14 protein-coding genes and 1 tRNA gene are annotated in these 18,281 nt (G+C 62.2%); 7 read left to right on the top strand and 8 right to left on the bottom strand.

Going from position 1 to position 18,281, the window contains the following annotated elements; genetic code table 11:
• Positions 1 to 12 precede the first annotated feature (12 nt).
• The 3 genes from bhcC to bhcA are packed head-to-tail and all read right to left on the bottom strand — an operon-like array spanning position 13 to position 3,360.
• Entirely contained in the window at positions 13 to 1,176 is a 1,164-nt protein-coding gene (gene bhcC / locus ACR0BA_RS07180) for a 3-hydroxy-D-aspartate aldolase BhcC (protein WP_480727102.1), read from the bottom strand.
• Positions 1,173 to 2,159, bottom strand: a complete 987-nt coding sequence (gene bhcB, locus ACR0BA_RS07175) for a beta-hydroxyaspartate dehydratase BhcB (protein ID WP_170371646.1) — start codon at positions 2,157 to 2,159, stop codon at positions 1,173 to 1,175. Before bhcB ends, bhcC begins: the two co-directional genes overlap by 4 nt.
• 10 nt (positions 2,160 to 2,169) lie before the next feature.
• Positions 2,170 to 3,360, bottom strand: coding sequence for an L-aspartate--glyoxylate aminotransferase BhcA (gene bhcA, locus ACR0BA_RS07170; protein ID WP_170340086.1), 1,191 nt, complete (start codon positions 3,358 to 3,360; stop codon positions 2,170 to 2,172).
• Between the two features lie 196 nt (positions 3,361 to 3,556).
• On the opposite strand from bhcA, the gene ACR0BA_RS07165 reads away from it, so the two are divergent.
• Positions 3,557 to 4,396: an IclR family transcriptional regulator gene (locus ACR0BA_RS07165; protein ID WP_480727101.1), complete on the top strand. Its 840-nt coding sequence runs from the start codon at positions 3,557 to 3,559 to the stop codon at positions 4,394 to 4,396.
• Here the strand turns inward: ACR0BA_RS07165 and ACR0BA_RS07160 are convergent.
• The 3 genes from ACR0BA_RS07160 to putA are packed head-to-tail and all read right to left on the bottom strand — an operon-like array spanning position 4,372 to position 8,923.
• Complete coding sequence (locus ACR0BA_RS07160; protein ID WP_480727099.1) at positions 4,372 to 4,743, bottom strand: GFA family protein; 372 nt, start codon at positions 4,741 to 4,743, stop codon at positions 4,372 to 4,374. The genes ACR0BA_RS07165 and ACR0BA_RS07160 overlap by 25 nt on opposite strands.
• Positions 4,740 to 5,483 carry a rhomboid family intramembrane serine protease gene (locus ACR0BA_RS07155; protein WP_480727097.1) on the bottom strand — a complete coding sequence of 248 codons (744 nt, stop codon included), beginning with the start codon at positions 5,481 to 5,483 and terminating at the stop codon, positions 4,740 to 4,742. The genes ACR0BA_RS07160 and ACR0BA_RS07155 overlap by 4 nt, the downstream gene beginning before the upstream one ends.
• A gap of 41 nt (positions 5,484 to 5,524) precedes the next feature.
• On the bottom strand, positions 5,525 to 8,923 hold the full coding sequence (putA, locus tag ACR0BA_RS07150) for a bifunctional proline dehydrogenase/L-glutamate gamma-semialdehyde dehydrogenase PutA (protein WP_480727095.1): 3,399 nt from the start codon (positions 8,921 to 8,923) through the stop codon (positions 5,525 to 5,527).
• Positions 8,924 to 9,025: 102 nt separating this feature from the next.
• Here putA and ACR0BA_RS07145 point away from each other — a divergent pair, with 102 nt between their 5' ends.
• Together ACR0BA_RS07145 and ACR0BA_RS07140 are read left to right on the top strand one after the other, a co-directional pair.
• Entirely contained in the window at positions 9,026 to 9,514 is a 489-nt protein-coding gene (locus ACR0BA_RS07145) for an Lrp/AsnC family transcriptional regulator (protein WP_093964720.1), read from the top strand.
• A gap of 30 nt (positions 9,515 to 9,544) precedes the next feature.
• Positions 9,545 to 10,111, top strand: coding sequence for a tetratricopeptide repeat protein (locus tag ACR0BA_RS07140; protein WP_093964721.1), 567 nt, complete (start codon positions 9,545 to 9,547; stop codon positions 10,109 to 10,111).
• Between the two features lie 54 nt (positions 10,112 to 10,165).
• On the opposite strand, the gene ACR0BA_RS07135 is transcribed toward ACR0BA_RS07140, so the two are convergent.
• Positions 10,166 to 12,055, bottom strand: a complete 1,890-nt coding sequence (locus tag ACR0BA_RS07135; protein ID WP_480727094.1) for a PhoX family protein — start codon at positions 12,053 to 12,055, stop codon at positions 10,166 to 10,168.
• 307 nt (positions 12,056 to 12,362) lie between these two features.
• On the opposite strand from ACR0BA_RS07135, the gene ACR0BA_RS07130 reads away from it, so the two are divergent.
• The 4 genes from ACR0BA_RS07130 to ACR0BA_RS07115 all read left to right on the top strand — a co-directional run bounded on the left by ACR0BA_RS07130 (position 12,363) and on the right by ACR0BA_RS07115 (position 17,365).
• A tRNA-Gly gene (locus tag ACR0BA_RS07130) sits at positions 12,363 to 12,436 on the top strand.
• Between the two features lie 128 nt (positions 12,437 to 12,564).
• The gene (locus tag ACR0BA_RS07125; RefSeq protein ID WP_170340700.1) at positions 12,565 to 14,385 is read left to right on the top strand and encodes an ABC transporter transmembrane domain-containing protein; all 1,821 of its coding nucleotides are present in this window, start codon (positions 12,565 to 12,567) and stop codon (positions 14,383 to 14,385) included.
• Between the two features lie 154 nt (positions 14,386 to 14,539).
• Positions 14,540 to 16,429 carry an acyl-CoA synthetase gene (locus tag ACR0BA_RS07120; RefSeq protein WP_480727092.1) on the top strand — a complete coding sequence of 630 codons (1,890 nt, stop codon included), beginning with the start codon at positions 14,540 to 14,542 and terminating at the stop codon, positions 16,427 to 16,429.
• Positions 16,430 to 16,441: 12 nt separating this feature from the next.
• The gene (locus ACR0BA_RS07115) at positions 16,442 to 17,365 is read left to right on the top strand and encodes an alpha/beta hydrolase (protein WP_480727090.1); all 924 of its coding nucleotides are present in this window, start codon (positions 16,442 to 16,444) and stop codon (positions 17,363 to 17,365) included.
• Positions 17,366 to 17,371: 6 nt separating this feature from the next.
• Here ACR0BA_RS07115 and ACR0BA_RS07110 read toward each other — a convergent pair whose 3' ends face one another.
• The gene (locus ACR0BA_RS07110) at positions 17,372 to 18,208 is read right to left on the bottom strand and encodes an alkaline phosphatase family protein (RefSeq protein WP_480727088.1); all 837 of its coding nucleotides are present in this window, start codon (positions 18,206 to 18,208) and stop codon (positions 17,372 to 17,374) included.
• Positions 18,209 to 18,281: the final 73 nt, after the last annotated feature.

Genomic DNA, 18,281 nt, shown 5'->3' with positions numbered 1-18,281 from the left:
CGTCCCTCATGATCAAAACGCCTTACCGCGAGCAGAGACCGGCCACAGGGTCTCGACCCTTCCGTTGCGCACGCCAACATACCAGTCGTGCACGTTGCAGGTCGGATCGCAGTGCCCGGGGACCAGACGCAACTTGTCGTTCACCCGCAGCACGCCGTTGGGGTCGCCGATCACACCGTGTTCGTCCGAACATTTCAGGTATTCGACATCATCACGGCCAAAAATCACCGGCAAACCGCTGTCGATCGACTGCGCCTTGAGCCCTGCGTCACAGATCGCCTTTTCCGGTTTGGCGTGGCTCATGACGCTGGTCAGAATGAACAAGGCGTTTTCCCATTCGCCCCGATCGATCCTTTGGCCATTCCGGTCCAGAATCCGCCCATAGTCGGCATCCATGAACGCGTAGGACCCGCACTGCAATTCGTTGTAAACGCCAGAATTGCTTTCGAAATAATAGGATCCCGTCCCACCACCCGAAACCAGTTCGCACTTAATCCCGTCCGCCTTCAACCCGTCGACGGCGTCCCGCACCATGGCGATTGCTGCATCCAGTTTTTCCTTTCGCTCGTCATAGCTGTCGAGATGTTGCATCGCACCCTGATAAGCTTGGAGGCCGGTGAACTTCAGGTTCGGCGCCTCCTCTACAGCGTGGGCAATGGCAATGACTTCAGCCGTACTGGTCACCCCACAGCGCCCCGCGCCGCAGTCGATCTCGACCAGGATCTCCAGCTGCGTTCCATGGGTCTGCGCCGCAGAGGACAGCTCGGACACATTCGCGATGTCGTCCACGCAGACCAGCGTTCGCGCGCCCAGCTTCGGCAGCCGAGACAAGCGGTCAATTTTGGCCGGATCGCGCACCTGGTTGGACACAAGGATGTCCTTGATCCCGCCGCGCGCAAAAACCTCGGCCTCCGAGACCTTCTGACAGCACACGCCAACTGCGCCGCCCAGTTTCTCCTGCAGGCGCGCGACGTCCACAGACTTGTGCATCTTGCCATGCACCCGATGGCGCATGCCGTGCGCTTTGGCGTAGTCGCCCATTTTGCGGATGTTCCGCTCCAGCGCGTCGAGGTCCAGTATCAGGCAAGGGGTCTGGATTTCGCTTTCATCCATGCCGATTGCTGCGGGGATGTCGAAGCCGACGTCCAATTGATCGATGTTCACGGGTTTGTTCATCCTTCTCCTCCTTGCCCGGCCAGCCAGGGCAGCTTGTCCAAATCCACATTTCCGCCGGTCAGGATCACGCCGACGCGTTTGCCTCGAAAAACCTCGGGGTTGTTGAGAATGGTTGCCAATGGAACAGCCGAAGATGGCTCAATCACCAGTCGCAGGTGTTTCCAGGCCAGTTTCATGGCCGCCACGATTTCGTCTTCGGAGGCCGTGAAGATGTCGGCAACGTTCCGCGACACGAAGTGCCAGGTGTTTTCCTTGAGCGGAACCAGAAGGCCATCGGCCACCGTCTTGGGTGCGTCGTCGGCGATGATCCGACCGGCTTTGAAAGATCGGTATGCGTCATCAGCCTGCTGAGGTTCCGCGGCATAGATCGCGACATCAGGGGCCAGATTCGATACCGTCAGGCACGTGCCCGACACCATTCCGCCGCCGCCGATCGGAGCGATAACGGCATCAAGCCCACCTGTTTGTTCCAGCATCTCGGCCGAGCATGTGGCCTGTCCTGCTATGACACGCGGATCGTTGTAGGGGTGAACAAATTCGCCACCCGTTTTGGCCTGCACCTGGGCAAAGGTCGCTTCGCGCGATGATGTCGAAGGCTCACATTCGGTGATCGTGCCGCCAAACCTGCGGACCGCGTCCTTTTTGGCCTGAGGTGCGGTGCGCGGCATGACGACGTTGCAGGGAATACCGCGCCGACCTGCCGCATATGACAGGGACAGTGCATGATTCCCGCTGGAGTGGGTGCAGACGCCCTTGCCGGCGATCTCGTCGGGCAATCCAAATACCGCATTGCAGGCGCCGCGGACCTTGAAGGCTCCGGCCTCCTGCAGGTTCTCGCACTTGAAAAAGAGCCGCGCGCCAGTTTGTGCGTTCAGATACTCCGACGACAGGACGGGTGTACGCCGGATATGTGGTTTGATCCGTTCATGCGCAGCGCGCATGTCGTCGATCGTCAGCTCTGCAGCCGAAAGCGTGTCCAACATACCGATCTCCTCAAGCCGCAGCACGCGAGCGGTTGGTGCCGTTTGCACGGAAGTATTCCTGCGCTGCCGCCACGCCGCTGCCCAGTTGTATCGGGTAGTTCAGATCGGCCATCGCCATCTCGATCGTGGCGAGGCCGGACAGAACCATGACGTCCGTCAGGCTGCCAAGGTGCCCGATGCGAAACGCCTTGCCGTTCAATTGGCCCAGGCCGATCCCGAAGGACACTCCATAGGTGTCATAGGTATGGTTAGTCAGGACATTGCTGTCGAACCCATCGGGTACATAGACTGCGCTGACAGTGTCCGAGTAGAGGTCCGGTGATTGAGCGACCAGGTTCAATCCCCACGCGTCGACGGCCCGACGCACGCCTTCAGCCAGACGGAAGTGACGGGCATAGACGTTGTCCAGGCCTTCATCGAACAGAATCGACAGGCTTTCCTGCAGCCCGCAGATCAGTTGCAGCGGCGGCGTGTAAGGAAACCCGCCCGAGGCATTGGCGTCCAACATGTCCCGAAAGTCGAAATAGGTGCGGGGCAGCCGCGCACCATCCATCGCTGCCAGCGCTTTGGGGCTGACGCACAGGATTGCCATTCCAGCGGCCAGCATGAACCCCTTTTGCGACCCCGAAACCGCAATATCGACGCCCCAGCCATCGAATTCGAACGGCATCGAGGCCAGCGAACTGACGCAATCGACCATCAGCAGGGCAGGGTGCGCCGAGGCATCCATCGCCGATCGGATCGACTGGATATCGGATCGCACGCCGGTGGCCGTTTCATTGTGCGTCACCAGAACCGCCCGAATGTCGTGGTTCCGGTCGTCGGCGAGGATCGACTGAAACCGTTCGGCAGGTGCTCCGCTGCCCCAATGGCAATCGATGACTTGCACATCCAGCCCATGCCGTTGGCAAAGGTCGATCCAGCGATGGCTGAATACGCCATGGCGGGCCACAAGAACCTTGTCGCCCGGGCTCAGTGTGTTGCTGATCGCAGCTTCCCACCCACCTGTGCCGCTGGATGGAAAGGTCACAATCTGACCCGTGGTCGACCGGAAGACCTGCTTGAGGCCCTCGAGTACCGGAGCAAAGGCCTGAACGAAATCCGGCGCGCGGTGGTCAATGGTCTGGACCTGCATCGCGCGCAGGAGGCGATCCGGGATATTCGTCGGGCCGGGAATGAAGACCGGGTTCTGTTTTGACATCATCATGTCCTCCGCTTTGCCCCAAGTCTGTCTCCGCGTCGGCGATGATGCAATTTTCTTGAAAAATATTTTCATTATTTCGAAAAAATTCGTAACCTGCCATAAACGCAGGATATTCACTTTCTCATTTCGCTGAGTGTTTGTGATCAACTGAGAAAGCCAGACGGCCGTTCGGCCAAAATGAGGGAGAATCACAATGTCAGCCCAGAAGCGGCCGCGCGGACGGCCCAAGTCGTTGTTCAAGGAAAGCTCGGCCGGAACCATGCAGGCGTTGGACCGTGCGCTGGGGGTCCTGACCACGGTCGCACGGCTTGAACGCACCGCGCTCAGCGACCTCGCGCGTGAGATCGACGTGCCTACTGCAACCACGCATCGCATCCTGACGACCTTGCAAAAGCATGGGTTCGTCAGCTTCAGCGAAGAACGTCAGGAATGGATGATCGGAGTCGAAGCCTATCGCACAGGCGCTTCGTTTCTGCGGCACAACAGCGTTGTCGAGATCGGCCGGTCAGTTCTTAGACGCCTGATGCAGGACAGCGGAGAAACTGCGAACCTTGCAGTTCCCGACGGGTCGGAAGTTGTGTTTGTCGGGCAAGTCGAGACATCGAACCCGATCCGGGCGTTCTTTCCGCCGGGCGCTCGTACGCCGATGTATGCCTCGGGTACGGGCAAAGCGATCCTGGCGGCCATGACCGAGGCATCCCGGGCCAAGGTGTTGGCGGACACCAAGCTTGTGCCCTATACGCCCAACACCTGCGCCACATTGGAAACCTTGCGCGAGGATCTGACCGAAACGCGGCTGCGCGGATGGTCTTATGATCGAGAGGAGCGCCACTCGGGCATGTCCTGCATCGGAGCCGCGATCTTCAACGACAAGCAGGAACCTTGCGCCGGAATCTCTGTCTCGGGGCCGACCGCGCGATTCAATCCGGACCGGGCACCCGAGCTTGCCGCCCACGTCGTTCAGGCTGCGCAAGAGATCACGCGGTTGAGCGGTGGTCAAAGTCCGGATCAGTCAGACCGATCAGACGGGTGATTGACCCCGTCATTCCAGGGAATCGGCCCGTGGGTTCTGGGGTTTCCGCCCTCGATGCAGCCAAGGTTGACGCCACACTCCCCCGGATCCGAGCGTCTTTGGTGATAAACGTATATCCCGCAGGTCTTGCAGAAATAGTGTTTCGCCGTGTGCGTTCCCCACGTGTAGAGGCTCAGGTTCTCGGCGCCTTCAAGAATGCGCAGGCTCTCGGTCGTGGCCGTCACGGCGGCGGCCCCGCGGCGGATGCAGAAGGAACAGTCGCATCGGGCAGCCGTGGACAGGCCACCGGGGAACTCGGCCTCGATCTTCACGGCGCCGCAATGGCAGATGGCAGTCATTCGGGTCATCGGCGAGGTACTCTTGGTATACGGGACTGGCTGAGCTTGTAGCGGTGTTCGGGATGTGGCGGGTGACCATGGGTACGGTTCCAATAAGCTGGTCCGCCTCGTTTCAGCCACATCGGGATGCACAGAACCAAACCGATCACAAAGCCACCAGTATGCGCCCAATAGGCGACACCGCCGGCGTCAGGGTTGCTGGACACGCTGCCAAGGAACTGCATTCCCAGCCAGACGCCCAGCATCACGAAGGCCGGGATGGTGAAGACCCGGAAGTAGATGATCAGAATCAGCAGGATATCGACACGCGCCTTTGGGAACATCAGCAGGTAGCCCCCCATAACGGCCGCAATTGCGCCGGACGCGCCGATGGTGGGAACCAACGACCCGGGAGCCGTGACGATATGGACCAGCCCGGCGCCGATACCCGCGACCATGTAGAACAGCAGGAAGGGCAGGTGGCCCATCTCGTCCTCCATGTTGTCGCCGAAGATCCACAGGAACAGCATGTTGCCGATCAGGTGCATCCAGCCGCCATGCAGGAACATCGACGTCACCAGCGTTTCGAGCGCCACGCCGTCGCTGATGCGGGCAGGGATGATCGCATAGTCGAAATAGAACCGGTTGATCAGCCGGGCATCGTCCATGATTCCGACATAGCTGAGGAAAATCAGGATATTCGCCGCGATCAGCGCATAGACGACATAGGGCGTCCGCCCCGAAGGGTTGTGGTCTCGAATTGGAAACATGGGGGGACGCTGGGCTTTTCCCGGCCCAGCGTCAAGTCAGCTTATGCCGCACCGCCCAGAAGTGCGGCGTTTCCTCCGGCAGCCGTGGTGTCGACGCAGACATGGCGCTCGGCCATCACCCGCGACCGGTCGGGTAAGCCGGGGATCAGCGGCAGGATGGGGCCGCCTCGCCGAGCCAGATGACGCTCGATCTGACGCGCGGTGTCCGCATCGCCCCACCACAGAACCCCCGATATTCCCGGCAGGTTCTCAAGCCGGTGCAGGTCAAGCGCGCCCTCGGTCTGAATCGCGGTGCCGCCAAGCGCGAGAATGGCGTCTGCCTGTGCCTTGGACGCCTCGGGGCCGGGGCCCAGGCACAGAAACGGCGCGCGGGGAAACTCGGTCAGCCGGTTCGATTCGCCGGTCGGTCCGGGCATCGAACGGGTCGTCGGCGCGGCAGGCTGCCCGATCGGCGCCGGCAGGTCGGCTGGGGCGGACCATTCCGCAGCCACGACCTGTCGGTCCGGGGCGCAGAAACGGGCCAGATAGTTCGGGCCGCCCGCCTTGGGGCCGGTGCCGGACAGGCCTTCGCCGCCGAAAGGCTGCGAGCCGACGATCGCGCCGATCTGGTTACGGTTCACGTAAATATTACCGGCGTGGATCGCCTCGGTCACGTGCTGCACCCGGTCGTCGATGCGGGTGTGCAGGCCGAAGGTCAGGCCATAGCCGGTGGCGTTGATGTCGGCAATCACCTGGTCGATCTCGTGTGACTTGAACCGGGCGACATGCAGGACAGGGCCGAAGATCTCGCGTTCCAGCGCATTGATGCCGGGGACCTCGATCAGCGTTGGCGCCACGAAGATCCCCTCGGGCGGCAGCGCCAGTTCCTTCAGAACACGACCCTCAGTGCGGGCCTTGGCGACGTGGTCTGCGATGCCCTGCCGGGCCTGTTCGTCGATCACCGGGCCGCAATCAGTCGAGAGCAGCCAAGGATCGCCCATTGAGAGGGCATCCATCGCGCCCTTGAGCATGGTCAGCACGTCATCGGCGATGTCGTCCTGCAGATACAGGCAGCGCAGGGCGGAACAGCGCTGGCCCGCCGACTGGAAGGCGCTTTCGATGATCGACTGCACGGCCTGTTCGGGCAGGGCGGTGCTGTCCACGATCATCGCGTTCAACCCGCCGGTTTCCGCTATCAGCGGCGTGCCGGGTTTGAGGTTCTGGGCCATCGCGGCGCGGATTTTCAACGCCGTCGCGGTCGAGCCGGTGAAGGCCACGCCGGAAACCCGCGGGTCCGAGGTCAGCGCGGCGCCCACCGATGGCCCGCCCGGCAGCAATTGCAGCGCGTCGCGCGGTACTCCGGCCTGGTGCAGCAGCTGCACGGCGCGGTGGGCGATCAACGGAGTCTGCGGCGCGGGCTTGGCCAGAACCGCATTGCCTACGGCGAGCGCAGCCGAGATCTGCCCGGTGAAAATCGCCAGAGGGAAGTTCCACGGGCTGATGCAGGTGAAGGTGCCCACAGGCTCGCCCTCGGGGATGTTGGCGGCGTAGTAGCGCAGGAAGTCCACCGCCTCGCGCAGTTCGGCTACCGCATCGGGCAGCGATTTGCCGGCCTCACGCGCCAGAAGGGCGAAGAGCTCGCCATACTGCTCCTCGTAGAGGTCGGCGGCGGCATTCAGGATGCGGCTGCGCTCGGCCTCCGGGACCTGCCACGGAGCAGCTGCGGCCAGCGCCAGCTCCACATCCGCGGCGCTGGCCGGGGCGACCGCGCCGGGCCGGTCCTCGGGCAGGGCGGGGTTGATGACATTTTCCTCGGCCTCGGGCGCTGCGTCACCGGCCAGCAGGGGCTGCGCGAACCAGTGATGTGCGCGAAAGGCGTCGCGGCCGGCATCAATCCGGTCCAAAGTCAGCGTGTGATGCAGGTCGAAACCCTGCGAGTTTGGTCTTTCAGGTTGAAACAGTTCGGGGCCGGTTGGGATGTGGCGTGCAGGTTTCCGCACGACCTCGAACGGATCGGCTGCCACCACTTCGGGGGCCACGTTTTCGTCCACGATCTGGTTGACGAACGAGCTGTTGGCGCCGTTTTCCAGCAGCCGCCGCACCAGATAGGCCAGCAGGTCGCGATGCGCGCCAACTGGCGCGTAGATGCGGCAGCGGGTATCGCGTTGGTCCTTGACGATCTGGTGCAGGGTCTCGCCCATGCCGTGCAGGCGCTGGAACTCGAAGGGTTGACCCTCGGCCATGTGCAGGATCGCACTGACCGTGTGGGCGTTGTGGGTCGCGAACTGAGGATAGATCCGGTCGGTCATGCCCAAGAGCTTGCGGGCATTGGCGATGTAAGAGATGTCGGTTGCCGCCTTGTTGGTGAAGACCGGGAAGCCGTCGACGCCCTCGACCTGCGCGCGCTTGATCTCGGTGTCCCAGTAGGCGCCTTTGACCAGACGCACCATCAACTTGCGGTCGTACCGCTCGGCCATGTCATAAAGCGTGTCCAGCACCAGCCCGGCACGCGGCCCATAGGCCTGCACCACCACGCCGAAACCGTCCCATCCGGCCAGCGCTGGCTCGGACAGCACCGCCTCGATCACCTGCAGCGACAGCGACAGGCGGTCGGCCTCTTCGGCGTCCACGTTCAGGCCCATGCCGGCCGCTTTGGCCAACAGCGCCAGCGCCCGCAGACGCGGCACCAGCTCGTCCATCACGCGCTGTTCCTGCGCAACCTCATAGCGCGGATGCAGCGCCGAAAGTTTAACCGAGATGCCGGGATTGGCTCGGATGTCGTCCTGCGTGCAGGCATCGGCAATCGCCGCGATGGCACGGGAATAGGAAAGGTGATAGCGCGCGGCATCCGCCTCGGTGCGGGCGGCCTCGCCCAGCATGTCGTAGGAATAGGTGTAGCCCTTGGCCTCCATCCCGGCGGCGCGTTTCATGGCGGACTGGATGGTTTCGCCCAGAACGAACTGCCGGCCCATTTCCTTCATCGCGCGTCCGACGGCGGTGCGGATCACCGGCTCGCCCAGCCGCTTGATGGCGCCGCGCAGGGCGCTGACCGGCGAGGCCTTGCCCTCGTCCAACACCTTGCCCGTCAGCATCAGCGCCCAGGTCGAGGCGTTGACCAGCGACGACGAGGAGTGGCCCAGGTGTTTGCCCCAGTCCGAGGGCGCGATCTTGTCCTCGATCAGCGCGTCGATCGTGTCGGCGTCGGGAACGCGCAACAGTGCCTCCGCCAGACACATCAGGGCGATGCCTTCTTCGGTCGACAGGCCGTATTCCGCCAGAAACACTTCCATCAGCCCCGGCGATGTGCTGGACCGGATGTCGCGTACCAACTGCGCCGCGGCCGAGCAGATGGCAGCCCTGTCTGCTTGGGTCAGGGCGGCCTGATCGGTCAGGGATTTCAGCAACGCGGTCTGGTCCGCGTAGGTCATGGAATCGATGGTGTGGCGCAGGCTGTGAGTCATGTGTCCTCCGGTCTTTCGATTAGTATACCGGTGATTTGGCGGGACAACGGACCGAAATTGTTCTAACAAGCATGTATCGTCCTGAATTTTGGATCAAATGCCATGCGAAAAGACTTTCCGGGTTTGGACCGGTTCGACCGCGCGATTCTGTCCATCGTGGCCGAGGACGGGCGGATCTCGGTCGCTGATCTGGCCCGGCGGATCGGGCTGTCGAAATCGCCGACACAGGCGCGGCTGAAACGGCTCGAGTCCGAAGGGATCATCACTGGCTACCGTGCCATGCTGGACCCGATCCGCCTGGGCCTGGACCATGTGGCCTTTGTCGAGGTGCGCCTGACCGACACGCGGGAAAAGGCGCTGGCCGAGTTCAACGCGGCCGTGCGCAAAGTGCCTGAGATCGAACAGGCGCATATGATCGCGTCGAATTTCGACTATCTGCTGAAGGTGCGGACCGGGTCAATGACCGAATATCGCGCGGTTCTGGCCGAAAAGATCTCGTCGCTTCCACATGTGGCCAGCACCTCGACCTTCGTGGCGATGGAGGCGGTGAAAGAGACCGGTCTGGCCGATGCCATCGATGGCGCGGGTTGACGAAAGGGCGATCCGCGTCACCATTGAATTATGAGACACCTACTTCTTTCCACAGTTCTGAGCGCGGGCGTTGCGATTCCGGCGCTTGCTGAGACCTGTCCGCCTGCACCCGATCACGCCGCCCGGCTGGGTGAACTTATCGGTCAGATCCAGCAGGCCGAGACCGAGATGGCCGCCCGCGAGATCTCGAACCAGATGTGGGAGTTGTGGGCCGACGCACCTGACGAGGCCGCGCAGACCGTATTGGATCAGGGCATGTCCAGACGAAATGCCTGGGATCTGTTGGGGGCGCTGCAGGATTTCGACCGTTTGATTGCGTACTGCCCCGAGTATGCCGAGGGCTACAACCAGCGCGCCTTCGTGAATTTCCTGCGCCAGGATTTTGACTCGGCCCTGACCGATCTGGACCGTGCTCTGGAACTGTCGCCGAACCATATCGCAGCGATGAGCGGTCGGGCGCTGACCCTCATGGGTCTGCAGAGAATGGAAGAAGCCCGCGTTGCTCTGGCAGAGGCGCTGGAACTGAACCCTTGGCTGCCCGAGCGTCACCTTGCGGCCGATGGTGGGCCTTTGGCGATGCCCGGCCAAGATCTCTGAACGGCGCTGCCACCCCCGACGCTTCGCCGGGGGTGATCGCTGAGGTAAGACGGTTCAGCCGACCAGTCCGTTGTCCTTGCGTTTGATCGCGATGATCGAGGAACGCGGCGTGCCCCCATCTGGCCAGGATCCACCGGGGTGCTGGATGCCTACGAACATGGTCCGGCGGTCGGCCGACCATGTCAGGCCGGTCACCTCGCAGCCGTTCGGGCCGGTCATGAAGCGAACGATTTCACCCGTGATTGGGTCGCCGGCCAGCATCTGGTTGTTGCCATGACCTGCAAAATCGCCTTCGTTGTCGTCGTTCCCGTCGGTCTGGATCCAGACCACGCCGGTGCTGTCGATCATCATCCCGTCGGGCGAGTTGAACAGGTTGCCTTCGTTTACATTCTCGGACCCGGCATACGCATCGGAATGCACTGTCGGGTTGCCGGCCATGACGTACAGATCCCACTGAAACGAGGTTTCTGCATGATCCTGGTTGGCTGGTCGCCAGCGAACAATCTGCCCGTATTTGTTGGCCTCCCGAGGGTTGGGGCCATTGACCGAAGTATCATCGCCACCCGCGTTGGGTTTGACGCCACGGTTCTTGTTGTTGGTCAGGCAGCAATAGACCTCGGCAAGAACCGGGCTGGTTGCAACCCATTCCGGTCGGTCCATCGTGGTGCCACCGGCCTCAGATGCAGCGATGCGGGCGAAGATCAGAATCTCGGCCTCGTCCATGCCAGTGGTTTCCGGCGTCAGCGGCACCCATTCACCGGACATGTCGTCGTTGAATCTGGCAACATACAGAGTGCCGTCATCCAGCAGACCTTCGGTATCCCCGCCGGGGGTGTAGACGCCGTTCGAGACGAATTTGTACAGGTATTCGCCCCGCTCATCATCGCCCATATAGACGACAATGCGACCATCCTTGGCCAGCTCGACCGCGGCGTTTTCATGTTTGAACCGCCCAAGTCCGGTATGTTTGACCGGGGTGCTGTTGGGATCGGTCGGGTCGATTTCGACCACCCATCCGACGCGATGTGGTTCGTTGGGGTTCTTCGAGGTGTCAAACCGCGGATCGAACAACTCATACCCGTTCCAGCTTTCGGCCTTGATGCCGTATCGCTTGAAGCCATCCGCGACCTTTGGAGTATATGTCACGCTTTCGTTGCTGGAGCCGAAGTAGCCGTTGAAGTTCTCTTCGCAGGTCAGGTAGGTGCCCCAAGGTGTCTTGCCCGAGCCGCAATTGTTCATCGTGCCCAGCGACGTTGTGCCGGTCGGATCGGCCTCGGTCTTCAGCAGGTCGTGGCCAGCTGCCGGCCCCACGATCTTCATGGGGGTGTTGTGGTGAATGCGGCGATTGAAAGGGCTGTCCTTGACCACGGTCCAGCCATCCGGGGTTTCGGCAATTTCCATCACCGTCACACCCTGCAGGTTCTGCAACTTTCGAACGTCATCCGCGTTTGCGGGCACACCTTCCTGCGCTGCGGGCAGGTTGATTTTGCGATTGGGATACTCGTGATTGATGGCGATCAACTGGTGCCCTTGGAACGAGAAGGTTTCCATACCATCAGTGTTTTCGCCAAAAACCTTGTCCGAGTTTTCGACCGGTCCACCATCGGTGATGTCATACCCGTCAGCCTCGGAGAACAGCGGATCGCCCCAGCGCATGAGGACTTTCCATTCATACCCCTCGGGTACATGCACGGTGCCATCGGTCTGGGCCGCGATCGGAGTGAAGGCAAAACGAGAAGCGGTCTGTGCGTAGGCTGAGGTCGACCCCAGCAGACCGCTGCCCATGGCCGCAGCGCCCGACCCGAAGGCCAACACTCCGCCCAGAAAGCCGCGTCGCGACAGGGCGCTTTCGACGACGCGGTCAAAGTCGTTTTCGTCGGGGCGGGGAAAATGCAGTTCGTCCCAATCGTCGGCGGAAAGGGTGGCTGGATCAACGTCTTTCATTGGATGATTCCTCGCTGTCGGAATGAATTTGTGAAACGGATTTAGGAACTGATTGTTACAGGTACTTAACAACCCCATTAACCGTTTGGGGCGGTACACACGCTAGGCAGGTTTTCGCGAACGGCAAGCACTGCAATCGTATGCTGCGCCAGTGCGCGACCCCAAAACAAGTGCAATTCAGAGCGATGGGCGGTTGGCCGCGCAGTCTGCAATGGTTGACCGCACGCAGGCAGTCGCAAAAGCGATGCGTAGGTGGATTTCGGTTCTTGACGACGGCCCGGGCATGGACTACTCAGCCCTTCACCAAGCGGGTATAGCTTAATGGTAAAGCCCCTGCCTTCCAAGCAGGCTATGTCGGTTCGATTCCGTCTACCCGCTCCAAACTCTCCGGAATAAGTTGCGTCAAAAAGCCCTTGTCGGGGTGCTATTGCGCGCAGTCTCCTTGACCCGGCGCGCCTGCGCCGCCAAGAAGCCATATCGCGAGTCCCAGAAGGTAAAAAGGGTCAGGCATGGCAAGAACACGCTCCGCCAACCAAGCAAACGTGCAGGCGCCCGGTGCTCATGAAGATCGACCCGGATCCCGGAAGCTGGGCGTGCTGGCCTCTTTGTGGCCGTTCATGAAACCTTATCGGCTGCTGATGCTTGGGGCGACGCTGGCGCTGGTTCTGACGGCCAGCATGACCCTGACCTTGCCTTTGGCGGTGCGGCGCGTGGTCGACAACTTCCGCATCGAAGACGGTGAACTGCTCGATTGGTATTTCCTGGCGGCGTTGGGCATCGCGGCGGTTCTGGCGGTGGGAACGGGTATCCGGTACATGCTGGTGACCCGGTTGGGTGAACGTGTGGTGGCTGACATCCGCAAAGCCGTGTTTGACCGCGTCATCGGCATGAGCCCTGCGTTCTACGAACGCATCATGACCGGTGAGGTCCTGAGCCGTATCACAACGGACACCACGCTGATCCAATCCGTTCTGGGGTCGTCGGTGTCGATCGCATTGCGGAATTTCCTGATGTTCATCGGCGGGCTTGTGCTGATGTTGCTGACCTCGGCCAAGCTGACCGGGCTGGTTTTGCTGCTGATCCCGGTGGTGGTGGTGCCGATCCTGGTTCTCGGGCGTCGGCTGAGGGTCATAAGCCGCGAAAACCAGGATTGGATCGCCGCCTCGTCGGGCAATGCAGGCGAGGCGCTGGGCGCCGTTCAGACCGTACAGGCGTTCACCCATGAGGACGCCAGCCGCCGCCAGTTCGGCGACATGACCGAGACCTCGTACCATGTTTCCCTGCGCCGTATCCAGACGCGGGCGGTTCTGACGGTGATCGTGATCTTTCTGGTTTTCTCGGGGATCGTCGGAGTTTTGTGGATGGGGGCGAACGATGTGCGCAACGGCGTGATGACCGAAGGCGTGCTGATCCAGTTCGTGATCTATTCGATCATCATGGCCGGGTCCGTAGCCGCCCTTTCCGAAATCTGGAGCGAGCTGCAGCGTGCCGCAGGCGCCACCGAGCGGCTGGTCGAGTTGCTGAACGCCGAAGATACGGTCAACGACCCGACACAACCCAAGGCGCTGCCGCAGCCGGTCAAGGGACAGATCACCTTTGACAACGTCACCTTCCGCTACCCGGCCCGGCCCGACGTTCTGGCACTGGACGACCTGTCGCTGACAGTGAACCCGGGCGAGACCGTGGCCTTCGTCGGACCCTCGGGCGCGGGCAAGACGACCGTGATCCAGTTGATCCAGCGGTTCTACGACCCCGAGGCCGGTCAGGTCAGCCTGGACGGGATCGATCTGGGCGACATGCGCCGCTCGGATTTCCGGCAGCACATGGCGCTGGTTCCGCAGGATCCGGTGATCTTTGCGGCCTCGGCGCGCGAAAACATCCGGTTCGGACGGCTGGACGCCTCGGATGCCGAGGTCGAGGCCGCGGCCCGTGCCGCCGCGGCGCATGACTTCATCTCGGCCCTGCCCGAAGGCTATGACAGTTTCGTCGGCGAACGCGGCGTGATGCTGTCGGGCGGTCAGAAACAGCGCATCGCCATCGCGCGGGCGATTTTGCGCGACGCTCCGGTTCTGCTGCTGGACGAGGCGACCTCGGCGCTGGACGCCGAGAGCGAGCGCGCCGTACAGGCCGCTGTCGACCAGATGCGCGCCGGGCGCACCACCCTGATCGTGGCGCACCGTCTGGCCACCGTGAAAAAGGCCGATCGCATCGTGGTGATGGAGAACGGCCGGATCGTGGCGCAGGGCACCCATGACGATCTGGTGGCGCAAGATGGGCTTTATGCGCGTCTGGCGCGTCTCCAGTTCACCGATGGTGTGGCCGCCGAGTGAAGTGACGCGCGGGCATTTCGCGAACCGCCGTAGCGTCATTCTACTTTTTCCCCTTGCCCGAGGGTAAGCCCTCGCTTGCGCAGGGCTGCATTTGCTTACATCTTGGACGCAAGACAGCCTGCAAAAATGCAGGGTAAAAAAGGGGAGGAACCACATGGCCTTTGTGGGCAAGGAAGACAAACTGAGAATGGAGCAGGAAATGCCGTGGGAGGACCGCGACGTCCCCGTCACGTTCCATCATTTGCTCTCGCGGACGGCCACCAAGTTCCCGGATCGCAACGCGATCAGTTTCCAGATCCTGTCCGGCCCCAAGGACAAGGCCGAAACCCTGACATGGTCGCAACTGCTGGCCATGACGAACCAAGCGGCCAACCTGTTCCGCTCTTTGGGGGTCAAGGAAAACGACGTGGTGGCCTATGTGCTGCCCAACTGCAACGAGACGCTGGTCACCATGATGGGCGGCGCGGTGGCCGGGATCGTGAACCCGATCAACCCGCTGCTTGAACCAGAGCAGATCGCGTCGATCCTGCGTGAGACCAAGGCCAAGGTCGTGGTCACGCTGAAGCCATTCCCGAAAACGGACGTCGCGCAGAAGGTCGCCGAGGCCGTGCGCCACGCGCCGGGTGTCAACACCGTGCTGGAGATTGACCTGAACCGGTACCTGACGCCGCCGAAATCGTGGATCGTGCCTTTGGTCCGGCCCAAGATGGCCGACAAAGAGCATCTGGCCCACGCCGACTACCTGGATTTCAACAAGGAACTGGCCAAGCAACCCACCACGCTGACCTTCGAGGACAGCAAAGAGGACCGTGTCGCCTGCTATTTCCATACTGGCGGCACCACGGGTATGCCGAAGGTCGCGCAGCACAAATATTCCGGCATGATCTACAATGGTTGGCTGGGCCACACGCTGCTGTTCTCGGAAGAGGACGTGATCATGTGCCCGCTGCCGATGTTCCACGTCTTTGCCTGCCATGTGATCGTGATGGCAGCGGTGTCGTCGGGCGCCCATGTGGTGTTCCCGACCCCCGCCGGGTATCGCGGCGACGGCGTGTTCGACAACTTCTGGAAGCTGATCGAGCGCTGGAAGGTGTCGTTCATCATCACCGTGCCCACGGCGATTTCGGCCAAGATGCAGCGTCCGGTGGATGCCGACATTTCAACCGTCAAGACGGCATTCTCGGGCTCGGCTCCGCTGCCGGTCGAACTGTTCCGCCGGTTCGAGAAAGCGACCGGTGTGACCATCGTCGAAGGCTATGGCCTGACCGAGGCCACCTGCCTGGTGTCCTGCAACCCGGTGGATGGCGAGAAAAAGATCGGCTCGATCGGGATTCCATTCCCGTACACCGACGTCAAGATCCTGCGCGACAGCCCCGACGGCCCCAAGGAATGCGCGGTGGACGAAGTGGGCGAGATCTGCGTGTCGAACCCGGGCGTCTATGCCGGGAACACCTATACCGAGGAAGACAAGAACGTCGATCTCTACTATTTCGACAAATACCTGCGCACCGGCGACCTGGGACGGTTCGATGCGGACGGGTATCTGTGGATCACGGGCCGCGCCAAGGACCTGATCATTCGCGGCGGTCACAATATCGACCCGGCCGAGATCGAAGAGGCCTTGCTGGGCCATGACGCGGTGGCCTTTGCCGGCGCCATCGGCCAGCCCGACGCCCATGCGGGCGAGGTTCCCTGTGCCTTTGTCGAACTGGTCGAAGGCGCCAGCGTGACCGAGGAAGAACTGCTGGAATATTGCAAGATCCACGTGCACGAACGCGCGGCGCATCCCAAGCACATGACCATCCTGCCCGAACTGCCGAAAACCGCGGTGGGCAAGGTCTTCAAGCCTGAGCTGCGCAAACAGGCGATCACGCGGGTCTACAACCAGGCGTTGGAAACCGCCGGCGTTGCGGCGCGGGTCGTGTCGGTCATCGACGACAAAAAGCGCGGCCTTGTCGCGCAGCTTGACGCGAACGGCGCATCCGAGGACGATGTGAACCAGGTGCTGGGCAACTTCACCCGGCCGTGGGAGTGGGCCGACTGATCCGGAGGGGCAATGGACTATGAACGTCTGATCGACGAGGAGACCTGGGCGTTCATCCGGCGCACCGCCGAAAGCTATCCCGAAGACGCGGTGGATCGGTCCATCGAGGACCAGCGCCGCGTCTATGGCGACATGTGCCGCGCGTTTCGGCAGCCGCGCCCAGCGGGCGTCGAAACGCGGGACACCTCAGCCGATGGGGTCGGGGTGCGCGTCTATTCCTGCGGAGATCCCACCCGAACCGTCGTCTACATGCATGGCGGCGGTTTCGTCGTCGGCGGGCTGGACAGCCACGATGACGTCTGCGCCGAACTGTGCGCCCAAACCGGCTATCGGGTGGTGGCGGTCGACTACCGCCTGTGTCCTGAACATGTTCATCCGGCGCAGTTCCAGGATTGCTGGACCGCGGTGAACTGGGTGCAAGCCGAATTCGGCGATCCGCTGGTTCTGGCCGGGGACAGCGCGGGCGGAAATTTGGCCGCAGCCGTCGCCCATCACGCGCGCGGGCGCATCGGGAACATCCTGGGGCAGGTTCTGATCTATCCCGGTTTGGGTGGCGACCCGAACCAGGGATCGTATATCGAACACGCCCACGCCCCAATGCTGACGCGCGACGAGGTCCTGTTCTATGAAAAAGTCCGGTGTGGCGGCGCCGTCCCGGAACATGACCCCACATTCGCCCCCCTGCACGATACCGACTTTTCCGGGCTGCCGCCGACAGTGGTGGTGACCGCCGACTGCGATCCCCTGCGTGATGACGGAGCCGCGTACTGCGCCAAAATCACCGCCGCTGGCGGGCAGGCGCATTGGATCAACGAGGCCGGCCTCGTGCATGGCTACCTGCGTGCCCGCCATTCGGTGACCCGCGCCGCCGACAGCTTCGAGCGGATCTCGATCGCGGTCGAGGCGCTGGGGCAGGGGTTGTGGAACTACGACTGACCGCGCTCAGCGCAGGAACGGCCTGGCCTTCATCGTCTCGGCCACCGGAGCGCCCATGCGGTTCAGGATCGTGGGCGCCAACTGCAATTGGTCAATGACCGTTTCCGCATCGGGACCCTCGGCATCGCCGAAGTAGTACAGTGCCGTTTCCAGCTGCAGCGCGCTGCGCCCGCCGTGGTGGCCGCGCTCGTCCTGGCCGTGATCGGCGGTCACGATCACCTCGTATCCCAACTGCCGCCAGCGGGGGATGAAAGGGGCCAGCATTTCGTCCATGACGAAACAGGCGTGATCCATCTCTTCACAGTCGTGGTAGAACCGGTGCCCCATGCTGTCGAGCGTACAGGTATGGAGAATGCCGTAATCCAGCCCGAACCGCAGGCACAGGTTGGTCAGGGTCGCGAACAGGTCGACATCCGACGGCGTCATCTGGTTGGCCTTGCCATAGCCCGTCATCGAGTGGAAGCGGCCGTGGTTGATGGTGGCGCTGTCCGGTTCATCATATTCGATGTCGCGCACATAGTCGAAAGGGTGGCGGTTGAAGAACTGCGACCAGAAGCTGTGGGTGACGGCCCCGGTCACGCCGCCGGCCTCGCGCACCTGGCTGAAGATGTCCTTGTGGTCCAACCGGAATACGTTGCCGTTTCCGGTGCAGCCATGCTCCTGCGGTGTTACGCCCGTGTGGATCGAGGCATAGCAGCTGGCCGAGATCGAAGGCAGCACCGAACGCAGCTTCCAAACCCGCGCTTCGCCGCTGTCGACCCAGCCTTCGAGGTTGCCGAATAGCCGGCGGAAATTGCGCCAGGGAACCCCGTCGAGAATGATGAGCAGAAGCTTGCGGTCCATCGCATGGCCCTCGTATTGGATCACTTGTTTGGCCCACCCTAGGAGATTCGGTCAGCCAAGGCTGCCTGTTCCC

The sequence above is a fragment of the Ruegeria sp. CI5 genome (genome assembly GCF_056536885.1).
The sequence above is the reverse complement of the archived record's forward strand: the minus strand, read 5'-3'. Positions and strand labels throughout refer to the sequence as shown.

Excerpts from the sequence above, each read along its gene's own strand:
- ACR0BA_RS07125 (WP_170340700.1), top strand. The coding sequence starts at position 12,565 with ATGGCAAGAACACGCTCCGCCAACCAAGCAAACGTGCAGGCGCCCGGT.
- ACR0BA_RS07140 (WP_093964721.1), top strand. The coding sequence starts at position 9,545 with ATGAGACACCTACTTCTTTCCACAGTTCTGAGCGCGGGCGTTGCGATT.
- ACR0BA_RS07155 (WP_480727097.1), bottom strand. The coding sequence starts at position 5,483 with ATGTTTCCAATTCGAGACCACAACCCTTCGGGGCGGACGCCCTATGTC.
- ACR0BA_RS07120 (WP_480727092.1), top strand. The coding sequence starts at position 14,540 with ATGGCCTTTGTGGGCAAGGAAGACAAACTGAGAATGGAGCAGGAAATG.
- ACR0BA_RS07115 (WP_480727090.1), top strand. The coding sequence starts at position 16,442 with ATGGACTATGAACGTCTGATCGACGAGGAGACCTGGGCGTTCATCCGG.
- ACR0BA_RS07145 (WP_093964720.1), top strand. The coding sequence starts at position 9,026 with ATGCGAAAAGACTTTCCGGGTTTGGACCGGTTCGACCGCGCGATTCTG.
- ACR0BA_RS07165 (WP_480727101.1), top strand. The coding sequence starts at position 3,557 with ATGTCAGCCCAGAAGCGGCCGCGCGGACGGCCCAAGTCGTTGTTCAAG.
- bhcA (WP_170340086.1), bottom strand. The coding sequence starts at position 3,360 with ATGTCAAAACAGAACCCGGTCTTCATTCCCGGCCCGACGAATATCCCG.
- ACR0BA_RS07135 (WP_480727094.1), bottom strand. The coding sequence starts at position 12,055 with ATGAAAGACGTTGATCCAGCCACCCTTTCCGCCGACGATTGGGACGAA.
- bhcB (WP_170371646.1), bottom strand. The coding sequence starts at position 2,159 with ATGTTGGACACGCTTTCGGCTGCAGAGCTGACGATCGACGACATGCGC.
- ACR0BA_RS07110 (WP_480727088.1), bottom strand. The coding sequence starts at position 18,208 with ATGGACCGCAAGCTTCTGCTCATCATTCTCGACGGGGTTCCCTGGCGC.
- ACR0BA_RS07160 (WP_480727099.1), bottom strand. The coding sequence starts at position 4,743 with ATGACCCGAATGACTGCCATCTGCCATTGCGGCGCCGTGAAGATCGAG.
- putA (WP_480727095.1), bottom strand. The coding sequence starts at position 8,923 with ATGACTCACAGCCTGCGCCACACCATCGATTCCATGACCTACGCGGAC.
- bhcC (WP_480727102.1), bottom strand. The coding sequence starts at position 1,176 with ATGAACAAACCCGTGAACATCGATCAATTGGACGTCGGCTTCGACATC.